The organism is Tardiphaga sp., from assembly GCF_028290495.1.
Classification (GTDB): Bacteria; Pseudomonadota; Alphaproteobacteria; order Rhizobiales; family Xanthobacteraceae; genus Tardiphaga.
Map to the genome: position 1 here is coordinate 1 of NZ_JAQGJT010000086.1, position 11,183 is coordinate 11,183.

Consider the following 11,183-nt stretch of genomic DNA (forward strand, 5'->3'; position numbering starts at 1 on the left):
CAGGTCACCGAGTGCTTCGGCTTCAAGCCGGATGGCAGCTATTCGATGCGCCATCTGCCGGTCGGGCACGATGAGCCGCTGCGCGCCGAATTGATCTCCTTCCTCCATGCCGTGCGCACCGGCGGCGTGCCGGCGGTGACCGGCGACGAAGGCGTCGCCAGCCTCGAAATCGCGATCCGGTGCCTGGAAGCGCCCGCCAGGCCCGCCGCGGCCTCCGCCCGCAAGGGGCCGCGCCGCGTGGCCGGCTAGTCCTAGCTAATGTCCCGTTCTCAATCCCCGCAAGGCTCCATGAACCAGCACCTGCGCCCAGAACCCGTACCGTTCATCGACATCGGCGCGCAGCGCCTGCGTCTCGGCCAGGCCATCGACGATGCGGTCGGCCGGGTCCTGACCCATTGCCAGTTCATCAACGGCCCGGAAGTGACGCAACTCGAGGCGGCGCTCGCGGCATTCAGCGGAGCCAGGCACGTCGTGACCTGTGCCAGCGGCACCGACGCGCTGGTGATGGTGCTGATGGCCAAGGGCGTCGGCCGCGGCGATGCGGTGTTCTGCCCGTCGTTTACCTTCTGTGCGACCGGCGAGGCGGTGGCGCTCGCCGGTGCGACGCCGGTATTCGTCGATGTCGATGAAGCCACCTTCAACATGGAGGTGAATTCGCTGAAGCGCGGCATCGCGACCGCGCGCAGGCTCGGCCTCAAGCCGAAGGCAGTGATGCCCGTCGACCTGTTCGGCCAAAGCGCCGACCATGACGCCATCGCCGCGATCGCGGAAGCCGAAGGCCTGTTCATATTGGACGACGCCGCCCAGGCATTCGGTGCGAGTTACAAGGGCCGTCGGCTCGGCACCTTCGGTCTCGCCACCGCGACCAGCTTCTTCCCCGCAAAGCCGCTCGGCTGCTACGGCGACGGCGGCGCGATCTTCACCGACGACGCCCAACTGGCGGAAACCCTGCGCAGCATCCGCGTTCACGGCCAGGGTTCGGACAAATACGATAATGTCCGGCTCGGGCTTACCGGCCGGCTCGATACCATCCAGGCGGCTGTGCTGCTCGAGAAACTCAGGATATTCGACGACGAAATCGCCGCCCGCAACAAGGTCGCGGAGCGCTATGCGCGCAGTCTCGGCAACATCGTCACGGTGCCTCGTGTCACCGAGGGCAACACCTCGATCTGGGCCTGCTACACCATTCGCCTGCCCAAAGGCACCGACCGCGCCGCCTTCGCAGCCTCCCTGCAGGCACAGGGCGTGCCATCGGCAATCTATTACGTGAAGTCGGTGCACATGCAGACGGCCTATGCCGGCTACCCCGTCGCGGACGGTGGCCTGCCGGTCTGCGAGGCGCTGTCGTCGGATGTCATCAGCCTGCCGGTGCACGCTTATCTCGACGAGCCGACGCAGGAGCGGGTCATCAAGGCCGTCCGCGACGCGCTGACGTAAGCGCAACATGCACAACTGTCATCGCCGGGCTTGACCGGGCGATCCGGTGTTCCGTGTCATCGAAGAGATTCGCTAGCGGCGCCGGTTTCTGGGTTACCCGGTCAAGCCGGGTGATGACAGCCGTGGGTGGGGACCTTCGCGTTGAACAGGGTTTCCCCCAAATCCCCATTTGGCCTGTGCGCCCCATGCTGTAGAAGCGGCGGATGCTCAGACGTATTTTCACCGTAGGCGGATACACGCTGCTGTCGCGAATCACCGGATTCGCGCGCGACATCCTGCTGGCGGCGATCCTTGGCGCCGGCCCCATCGCCGACGCCTTCTTCGTGGCGCTGCGCCTGCCCAACCATTTTCGTGCGATCTTCGCGGAAGGCGCCTTCAACGCTGCGTTCGTGCCGGCCTATGCGCATGTTCACGGGGAGGGCGGCGAGAGTTCGGCGCGTTTGTTCGCCAACCGTATCTTCACGCTGCTGTTCGTCTCGCAGGTCGTGCTGCTGGTGGTCGCGCTGCTGTTCATGCCGCAGGCGATGAGCATCCTAGCGCCCGGTTTCACCGATGAGCCCGAGCAGCGCCGCCTCGCCATCGAGCTGACGCGCATCACCTTTCCCTATCTGCTGCTGATCACTTTGGTGACGCTCTATGGCGGCATGCTCAACGTGGTCAACCGCTTCGCCAGTGCGGCGGCCGCGTCGATCTTTCTCAACATCTCGATGATGGCGACGCTGGCGCTGGCCGTCTGGTTTCCGACGCCGGGTCATGCCGCGGCGTGGGGCGTGCTGATTTCCGGCTTCCTGCAATACTTTTTGCTCGCCGGCGATCTTGCCCGCCACGGCGGGCTGCCGCGCTTCGCGCCGTTGCGGCTGGATGAAGACGTGCGCGCCTTCTTCCGCGCATTGGGGCCGGCGACGCTGGGATCGATGGGCACGCAGGTGGCTTTGTTCGCCGACACCATCATCGCCACCTTCCTGCCGGTCGGCGCGCTGTCGGCGCTGTATTATGCCGACCGCCTGAACCAGCTTCCGATCGGGGTGATCGGCATTGCTATCGGCACCGTGCTGCTGCCGGAGATGTCGCGGCGGATCACCGCCGGCGACCATCCGGGCGCGATGGCCTCGCAGCGCCGCGCCTTTGAATTCACGCTGCTGTTCTCGGTGCCGTTCGTAGCCGCCTTTCTCGTCGTGCCCGACGTCATCATGCGCGCGATGTTCGCCCGCGGCGCCTTCACCAAGGCCGATGCGGTGTCGGCCGGGGCGACGCTCGCCGCCTATGCCATCGCCCTGATCCCCTTCGTGCTGATCCGCAGCGCGGTGGCCACGTTCTACGCCCGCAAGGATACCTCGACGCCGGTGAAGGCCTCGCTGACCGGCATCGCCGTCAACGTATTGCTCAAGATCCTGTTGATGGGATCGCTGGCGCAGGTCGGGCTTGCCCTGGCCACCGCGATCGGCGCCTGGGTCAATTTGCTGCTGGTGATCGGCTTCGCGGTACGCGCCGGCTATCTGGAATTCGACCGCGGTTTTGTCCTTTCGCTCGGCAAATTCCTGTTGATCGGACTGGTGCTGGCGGCGGCGCTGTGGGGCACGGCCCGGCTGGCCGCGGTGCAACTTGCCTCCTGGGCCACCTTGCGCGACGAGGCCGCGCTCGGCGTCCTGATCATCGTCACCATCATCGTCTATGCCGCAATGGTGCTGCTGTTGTTCGGCCGCAAGTGGCTGCGGTCGCTGGTGCGCAGCTAGGCCGCAATTGCGCTTCCTGATTTTCGGCTGCAGAATGGAACAAATCCAGACTGCAGCCGGAGGATACATGGCTCCCATCAAATTCGGCGTCGGACAAAGCGTCCTGCGCAAGGAAGACGACGCCCTGATCCGCGGCAAGGGACGCTACACCGACGACCACGCGCCACAGACGCTGCATGCGCTGATGCTGCGCTCGCCGCATGCCCATGCAACCTTCATGCTCGACGCGACCCGCGCCCGCGCGCTGCCCGGCGTTGCTGCGATCCTGACGGCCGAGGACGTCAAGGATCTCGGCGGTCTGCCATGCCTGTTCAACCTGGAGGACACGCCGTTCACCGGGCCGGACTATCCGATCCTCGCCGCCCGGGAAGTGCGCCATGTGGGCGACGCCGTGGCGTTCGTGGTGGCCGAGACTATCGATCAGGCGCGCGATGCGCTTGAGGCGATCGAGGTCGAATGGACGGCGCTGCCCTCGGTGAACGGGCTCGTCAATGCGGTGAAAAAGGATGCGCCGCAGGTCTGGGACAAGCACGCAGGCAACGTGCTGTTCGACGTGCCGCTCGGTGACAAGAAGGCGGTGGACGCCGTGTTCGCCAAGGCGAAGATCGTCGCCGAGGTCAAAATCGTCAACCCGCGCGTCATCATCAACTACATGGAGACCCGCGCGGCGATCTGCGAATACGACGCCAGGCGCGATCACATGACGCTGACCATCGGCAGCCAGGGCAGCCACCGGCTGCGCGACATTCTCTGCGAGAACGTCCTCAAGATTTCCAAAGACAAGATGCGGGTGATCTGCCCCGATGTCGGCGGCGGCTTCGGTACGCGGCTGTTTCCGTACCGGGAATACGCGCTGGTGGCCGTCGCCGCCAAGCGGTTGGGCAAGACCGTGAAATGGGCAGCGGACCGCGCCGATCATTTCGTCGGCGACGCGCAGGGCCGCGACAACGTCACCCATGCCCGCATGGCGCTCAGCGAGGACGGCAAGTTTCTGGCGATGGATGTCGATCTGATGGCCGACATGGGCGCCTATCTCTCGACCTTCGGGCCGTACATCCCGCACGGCGGCGCCGGCATGCTGCCGGGGCTGTACGACATTCAGGCGTTCCACTGCCGCGTCCGCACCGTGTTTACCCATTCGGTGCCGGTCGATGCCTATCGCGGCGCTGGCCGGCCGGAGGCCGCCTATGTGGTCGAGCGGCTGGTCGATGCCTGCGCGCGCAAGGTCGGAATGACGCCGGATGCGATCCGCCGCAAGAATTTCATTCCGCCGAAGGCGATGCCGTACAAGACCGCCACTGGCAAGATCTACGATTCCGGCGACTTCGCCGCCCACATGAAACGGGCGATGGAAGTCGGTAACTGGAAGGAATTTCCGAAGCGCGCGAAGGCTGCGAAAAAGCTCGGCCTGATCCGCGGCATTGGTCTTGGCACCTATGTGGAAGTCTGCGGGACGATGGGCGACGAGACCGCCAATGTGGCGCTCGGCGCCGACGGCGATATCACCATCCTGATCGGCACCCAGTCGACCGGGCAGGGACACCACACCGCTTATGCGCAGATCGTCGCCGAGCAATTCGGTGTAGCGCCGGAGCGCGTCCACATCGTGCAAGGCGACACCGACAAGGTCGCGACCGGCCTCGGCACCGGCGGCTCGGCGTCGATCCCGACCGGCGGCGTCAGCGTGCAGCGTGCGACCCGCAAGCTCGGCGTCGCGCTGAAAGAACTCGCGGCTGACGTGCTGGAGACCAGCGTGGCCGATCTGGAGATCGACGACGGCGTAATCCGCATCGCCGGCACCGACCGTTCGATCTCCTTTGCCGATCTCGCCGGGAAGGCCGATCCGTCGAAGCTCAATGCGTCCGAGACTTTCAGCAGCGCCGACGGCACGTTTCCGAACGGCACCCACTCGGTCGAAGTCGAGATCGATCCCGCCACCGGCAAGATCCAGATCGTCAACTACGTCATCGTCGATGACTTCGGCGTCACGCTGAATCCGCTGCTGCTGGCGGGGCAGGTGCATGGCGGCACCATGCAGGGCATCGGCCAGGCCTTGATGGAGCAGGCGGTGTATGACCCGAAGGACGGACAACTCGTCACCGGCACCTTCATGGACTACGCGCTGCCGCGCGCGGCCGATGGCGCCTCGATTTCGTTCGAGACCCATAACATTCCCTGCACGACCAATCCGCTGGGTGTGAAGGGGGCAGGCGAGGCCGGCGCGATCGGCTCCTGCCCGGCAGTGGTCAACGCCATCATCGAGGGCCTGCACCGCGAATACGGCATCGGCCATATCGACATGCCCGCGACGCCGGAGCGGGTCTGGATGGCGATCCGCGAGCACGACCGGCTGCACCGACTGTAAGATCGGCGCTGCCGGGAATATCGGGCCCGAGGCGGGGTTTGATCAGTTGTTGTGAACTGGTCTTGATTGAATTCTAAACAGGGAAGCGGGCCTATGAAACGTGTGATGCTTGTGGTCGGAGCTCTCCTGCTCGGTGCCGGCGCGGTGGTGGCGCAGCAGGATGTGGTCAAGGAAGCCCAGACCTTGATGAAGGGGAACGGCAAGAATGCCGGTGCTCTCGGCGCCATGGTCAAGGGCGACAAGCCTTACGAGCAGGCCACAGTCGATGCCGCGCTCGGTCAGTTGGACGACACTGCCAGGAAATTGCCGTCGCTGTTTCCGGAAAGCACCAAGGGCATGAAGCCCGAGGGTGATTTCAGCGCTTCGCCGAAAATTTGGGAAGACAAGGCCGGCTTTGAAGCCAGGATCGTCAGCTTCGCCAAGGCGGTCACCGAGGCGAAGGCCAAGGCCAAGGATGTCGATTCGCTGAAGGTCAGCCTTGGCGCCATCGGCAAGGAATGCGGCGGCTGCCACGAGACGTTCCGGCTGAAGATCTGAGTACGCGAAGCTCGCAACTCTCCATATCGTCCCGACTCGCGCGCGCAAGCACGCTTGCCGGGACGACGCAGAAAGTTACTTCGTCACCTGGCCACGGATTTCGCCGCCTTTGTTCGCCTCGGTGTGAACGTTGACATAGTACTTGCCGGCGACGAGGTCGGCGGCCTGGGCGTCGGTCAGGGTGACGCTGCCTTCGCTCGGGCTGGTGGCGGGGGCGATCGGCACGGCGACGCCGGCGTTCTTGCCGGGCTCGGCGGGGCCATGGAAATGCGCCATCGTGGCGGGGCCGGTGAGGCCGCTATAGCTCAGCTTCCAGGTCAGTTTTTTGGTCGCCGGATCGAAATTGATGTCGGCAGTGCCGGTGCCGGCGGTGGTGTTGGCGGGCACTTCGCTGGCGCCGTTCAGCGTGGCCTTCATCTTGTCCGCAAAGGCCGGTGCGGAAACCACTACGGTGGCCAGTGCGAGCGTGGCAAACATGGTCTTGGTGATGGGCATGGTTCTCTCCCTGTGGACGTCACAGACCTAACGCCCATCGCCGCGATTTATTCCCGGAGGTACGGCGAAAGCGCATCACGATTTCGTTCCGGACAAGGCGGCCGCTTGCGGCATAATGGGCGGCTGACGGGTCACGGGGGCGGGAAGCGTGCTGAGGCGGATTTTTATCGTAGCAATTGCCGCAGCCGCGGTCGGCCTCGCGCTGTTCTGGTGGCTGACCATTCCGGTCACGGTAGCGGCCACTTCGCTGGCGCCGCACACGCCAGATCTCGCCAACGGCCAGACGGTGTTCAACGCTGGCGGCTGTGCGTCGTGCCACGCCACGCCGACGCAGCCGGATCGGTTGCGGCTGGGCGGCGGGCTGCCGATTGCCTCGCCGTTCGGGACCTTCCATGTGCCAAACATCTCGCCCGATCCGAAGAACGGCATCGGCGGCTGGAGCGAGGCGAATTTCGTCGGTGCGGTGCAGAAGGGCACCTCGCCGCAGGGGCTGCATTACTTCCCGGCGTTTCCCTATACCTCGTACCAGCACGCGAAGGTCGAGGACGTTCGCGACCTGTTTGCCTACATCAAGACGCTGCCGCCGGTCTCCGGCCAGGCGCCGGACCATACGGTCCCGTTCCCGTTCAACATCCGCCGCAACCTCGGCGGATGGAAACTGCTGTTCCTCGACGGCATGCCCTTCATCCCTGACGCCGCGCGCAGTCCGCAGTGGAATCGGGGCGCCTATCTGGTGAATGCGCTCGGCCACTGCGCGGAGTGCCACAGCCCGCGCAATGTCCTCGGCGGCATCGTGGAGAAGCAGCGCTTTGCGGGCGGTCCCAATCCGGACGGCGAGGGCTGGGTGCCAAACATCACGCAAAAGGGCCTCGCCGACTGGAGCGAGAAGGATATCGCCTATCTGCTGGAGACCGGCCAAACCCCGGACGGTGATACGGTGGGTGGCACGATGGGCCGGGTGATCCGCAATACCTCGCAACTGTCGGCCGGTGATCGCAACGCGATGGCGGCCTATCTGAAGTCGCTGCCGGCGGTCGATGGGCCGCCGCGGCCGAAGAAGAAGGGTTGATCGGAACAGCCGCCTAAATGGCGACTGCGCCGAGACGCACGCAGGTGTCATCCTCCACGAAAGCGGAGGATCCAGTACACGCCGGCTTTTCGTTTCTGTCGCTCACGCCTGTGTCTACTGGGCCACCCGCTTTCGCGGGTGGTGACAGCGGTGTTGTGGCGCCCTCGCGCATGGATTTCCCGCAAGCTATGCCGCGGCGGCGGTTTCCCCGGCTGCCGCGGCGTGGTTCTGTGGAAAACATTCCACATCCGGCGAATCCCTGATCCATGAATATCCTCAAGGCCGTGTCGCTGAAGATGGCCAGCACGCTGGCCTTTGCGCTGATGGGCGCGCAGGGACGCTATCTCGGCAGCACGGTTCCGGTCGGGGAGATCGTGTTCGCGCGCGGCCTGTTCGCGCTTATCCCGATCCTGCTGTTCTTCGGCTGGCGTGGCCAGTTGCGCGGCGCGCTGCAAACCCAGCGCCGTAAGGCGCATCTGGTGCGCGGCATCTTCAGTGTGACCGGCACGTTCTGCACCTTCGGCGCGCTGGCGCGGCTGCCGATCGCTGACGTGACCGCGATCGCCTTCATCGCGCCGCTGATCACCGTGGTGTTCGCCGCGCTGATCCTGAAGGAGCATGTCCACGCCTATCGCTGGTCCGCGGTCGGCGTCGGCTTTGCCGGCGTGATCCTGATGCTGTCGCCGTATTTTGGCAACCATGCCGCGCTGACCACCTCGATGATGGTCGGGCTGGCGCTGGCGCTGCTCAATGCCGTGTCTTCCGGCGGCGCGACGATCCAGATCCGCCGCCTGACCGCGACGGAATCATCCGCGGCGATCGTGATTTTCATGACCCTGACGGTGATGGTGGTGTCGCTCCTGACGGCGCCGTTCGGCTGGCATTTGCCGGCGGGTGGCCTTGAGATCGGATTGCTGGTCGGGATCGGCATTGCCGGCGGGGTCGGCCAGATGCTGTTCACCGAAAGCTATCGCTTTGCTCCGGCCTCGTTCCTGGCGCCATTCGATTACACCGCGATGCTGTGGGCCTTTCTGCTCGGCTTCTGGATGTTCGGCGAGGTGCCTACACCCTACGTGGTCGGCGGCGCGGTGATCGTCGCAGGAGCCGGCATCTTCGTGATTCTGCGCGAGCGCCACCTCGGCCTCAAGCGGCTGCGCGACACGCCGATGTCGCCGATCTCCACGATGGCCGACGACGAGGCCGATCCCGACGCGCCAGTTATTGCATCGCTCAGGACCGCCCGCGAAATCGCGTAACGGAATATGCTGCATTGCACAGTGCGGCGTCCTTCACCTGCGGCAATCCGACGTTTTAGAAGGGCTGAAACCGGCGGGCCTTGCTCCGGCCACGCCGCTGCATTTATATGCGCCGTCGCCATCGCGCGGCGCCCCGCGCATGGCGGGTTCAATTCGCGGTACGCGCGGCAAGGATGCTTGCCGGACGTTTCGCTTCGCTTACATGTCCGACGTACCGACGCTCCCGAAATCAAAGAGGTTACCAATGGTCAACCGCCTGCAGTTCTACATCGATGGCACCTGGGTCGATCCCGTCGTCAAGAAGTCGACGCCCGTCGTTAATCCGGCCACCGAAGATGCGATGTACGACGTGGCATTGGGCTCCAAGGCCGACGTCGACAAGGCCGTCGCCGCTGCCAAGCGCGCCTTCGAGACCTTCTCCAGGACGTCGCGCGAAGAGCGCGTCGCGCTGCTCGAGAAGATCATCGAGGTCTACAAGACCCGCATGAAGGATATCGGCGCTTCCGTCTCCGACGAAATGGGCGCCCCGCTGCCGATGGCAGAGCGACTTCAGGCCGGCGCCGGCCTCGGTCACCTCGTCGCCACGCTGGATGTGCTGAAGACCTACAAGTTCGACGAGATGCACAACGCCGCCATGATCACCCGCGAGCCGATTGGCGTCGTCGGCATGATCACGCCCTGGAACTGGCCGCTGAACCAGATCGCCTGCAAGGTCGCGCCTGCGCTCGCCGCCGGCTGCACCATGGTCCTCAAGCCGTCGGAATACACCCCGTCGTCGGCGCTGATCTTCGCGGAAATCCTGCATGAAGCCGGCGTGCCGAAGGGCGTGTTCAACGTCATCAACGGCCTCGGCACCGACGTCGGCATCGCCATGAGCGAGCATCCCGACATCGACATGATCTCCTTCACCGGCTCGACCCGCGCCGGCATCGACGTCGCCAAGCGCGCCGCCACCACCGTCAAGCGCGTCAGCCAGGAACTCGGCGGCAAGTCGCCGAACGTGATCCTCGATGGCGCGGACTTCGTGAAGGCCGTCACTGGCGGCGTCGCACACATGTTCAACAACTCCGGACAGTCGTGTAACGCGCCCTCGCGGATGATCGTGCCGCAGGCGAAGATGAAGGAAATCGCGGCGATTGCTAAGGCGCAGGCCGACAAGACCAAGGCTGGCGATCCCCGCGCCGACGGCACCGTGATCGGCCCGGTGGTCAATCGCGGCCAGTGGGACAAGATCCAGGGCCTGATCCAGAAGGGCATCGAGGAAGGCGCCACGCTGGTTTCCGGCGGTCCGGGTCTGCCGGAAGGCGTCAACAAGGGCTTCTACGTGCGCCCGACGATTTTCGCTGACGTCACCGAAGACATGACCATCGCGCGCGAGGAAATCTTCGGGCCGGTGCTGGTGATCATCGGCGCCAAGGACGAATCCGAGGCGCTCCGTATCGCCAACGACACGCCCTATGGCCTGGCCGGATACGTCTCCGCCGACACGATTGAAAACGCCCGCACGTTCGGTCGCAAGATCCGCGCTGGCAACGTCAACCTGCAGGGCGCCCCGAACGACCGCACCGCGCCGTTCGGTGGATACAAGCAGTCCGGCAACGGCCGCGAATGGGGCAAGTACGGTCTCGAGGACTTCCTCGAGGTCAAGGCGATCGCCGGTTACGACGCGGCGTAAGCCGAGCCTGAATTAGCCAACAAAACGCCGGCGCGGAGAAATCCACGCCGGCGTTTTCGTTTTCTTACGCTCCCCCTTCAGGGGACGGTAAACAAGCGCCGCTCCGCAACTATCCTCCCAGCGCGCCCTGCGTGTTCACATACAGCGCGTAGATAGACTGGCTGGAGGCCATGAACAGCCGGTTGCGCTTGGGACCGCCGAAGCACAGATTGGCGCAGCGCTCGGGCAGGGCAATGCGGCCGATCAGGTCGCCGTCGGGCGCGAACACGAAGACGCCGTCGAGTTCGGGATCGCCCATGCCCCAGCCGCACCACAGATTGCCGTCGATATCGGCCCGCATGCCGTCCGGCGTGCCGGGGCCGGCGTCGACGAACAGACGCTTGTTGGAAATCTTGTCCCCTCCGGGCGCGACATCGTAGGCCAGGATCTTGCGGGTCGGCACGCCCCGGGATTCAATGATGTAGAGAATCTTTTCGTCGGGCGAGAAACACAGGCCGTTGGGTCCCAAAATGCCCTCGGCGACGATGGTGGCTTTCAGGGTGCCGCCGTCGATCCGGTAGACATTCATGTCGATCTCGGACTCGGCCAGGTAGCCCTCGTAATTGGCTAGCAGGCC

The 11,183-nt window shown here is 64.9% G+C and carries 9 protein-coding genes and 1 pseudogene; 8 read left to right on the forward strand and 2 right to left on the reverse strand.

The window, feature by feature from the left end:
* The 5 genes and pseudogenes from JWQ24_RS14660 to JWQ24_RS14680 form a co-directional block, all read left to right on the forward strand.
* Window positions 1-249 (forward strand): annotated as a pseudogene (locus JWQ24_RS14660) (gfo/Idh/MocA family oxidoreductase); the annotation flags it as partial.
* A gap of 39 nt (window positions 250-288) precedes the next feature.
* Complete coding sequence (locus JWQ24_RS14665) at window positions 289-1,437, forward strand: DegT/DnrJ/EryC1/StrS family aminotransferase (protein WP_299809236.1); 1,149 nt, start codon at window positions 289-291, stop codon at window positions 1,435-1,437.
* Between the two features lie 203 nt (window positions 1,438-1,640).
* On the forward strand, window positions 1,641-3,170 hold the full coding sequence (gene murJ / locus JWQ24_RS14670) for a murein biosynthesis integral membrane protein MurJ (protein WP_299809238.1): 1,530 nt from the start codon (window positions 1,641-1,643) through the stop codon (window positions 3,168-3,170).
* A gap of 67 nt (window positions 3,171-3,237) precedes the next feature.
* On the forward strand, window positions 3,238-5,535 hold the full coding sequence (locus JWQ24_RS14675; RefSeq protein WP_299809240.1) for a xanthine dehydrogenase family protein molybdopterin-binding subunit: 2,298 nt from the start codon (window positions 3,238-3,240) through the stop codon (window positions 5,533-5,535).
* Between the two features lie 93 nt (window positions 5,536-5,628).
* Window positions 5,629-6,072 (forward strand): cytochrome c, encoded by a 444-nt coding sequence (locus JWQ24_RS14680; protein WP_299809242.1) that lies wholly within the window; start codon window positions 5,629-5,631, stop codon window positions 6,070-6,072.
* A 75-nt stretch (window positions 6,073-6,147) separates the two neighbouring features.
* Here JWQ24_RS14680 and JWQ24_RS14685 read toward each other — a convergent pair whose 3' ends face one another.
* The gene (locus tag JWQ24_RS14685) at window positions 6,148-6,549 is read right to left on the reverse strand and encodes a CHRD domain-containing protein (RefSeq protein ID WP_299809253.1); all 402 of its coding nucleotides are present in this window, start codon (window positions 6,547-6,549) and stop codon (window positions 6,148-6,150) included.
* Between the two features lie 166 nt (window positions 6,550-6,715).
* Between JWQ24_RS14685 and JWQ24_RS14690 the strand changes: the two genes are divergently transcribed.
* From JWQ24_RS14690 to JWQ24_RS14700, 3 genes are all read left to right on the forward strand, one after another.
* Window positions 6,716-7,636, forward strand: coding sequence for a cytochrome c (locus JWQ24_RS14690; protein WP_299809245.1), 921 nt, complete (start codon window positions 6,716-6,718; stop codon window positions 7,634-7,636).
* Between the two features lie 266 nt (window positions 7,637-7,902).
* The gene (locus tag JWQ24_RS14695) at window positions 7,903-8,892 is read left to right on the forward strand and encodes a DMT family transporter (RefSeq protein WP_299809247.1); all 990 of its coding nucleotides are present in this window, start codon (window positions 7,903-7,905) and stop codon (window positions 8,890-8,892) included.
* Window positions 8,893-9,136: 244 nt separating this feature from the next.
* Window positions 9,137-10,567, forward strand: a complete 1,431-nt coding sequence (locus JWQ24_RS14700; RefSeq protein ID WP_299809249.1) for an aldehyde dehydrogenase family protein — start codon at window positions 9,137-9,139, stop codon at window positions 10,565-10,567.
* 109 nt (window positions 10,568-10,676) lie between these two features.
* On the opposite strand, the gene JWQ24_RS14705 is transcribed toward JWQ24_RS14700, so the two are convergent.
* The coding region (locus tag JWQ24_RS14705; protein ID WP_299809251.1) for an SMP-30/gluconolactonase/LRE family protein at window positions 10,677-11,183 on the reverse strand (507 nt) is incomplete at its 5' end.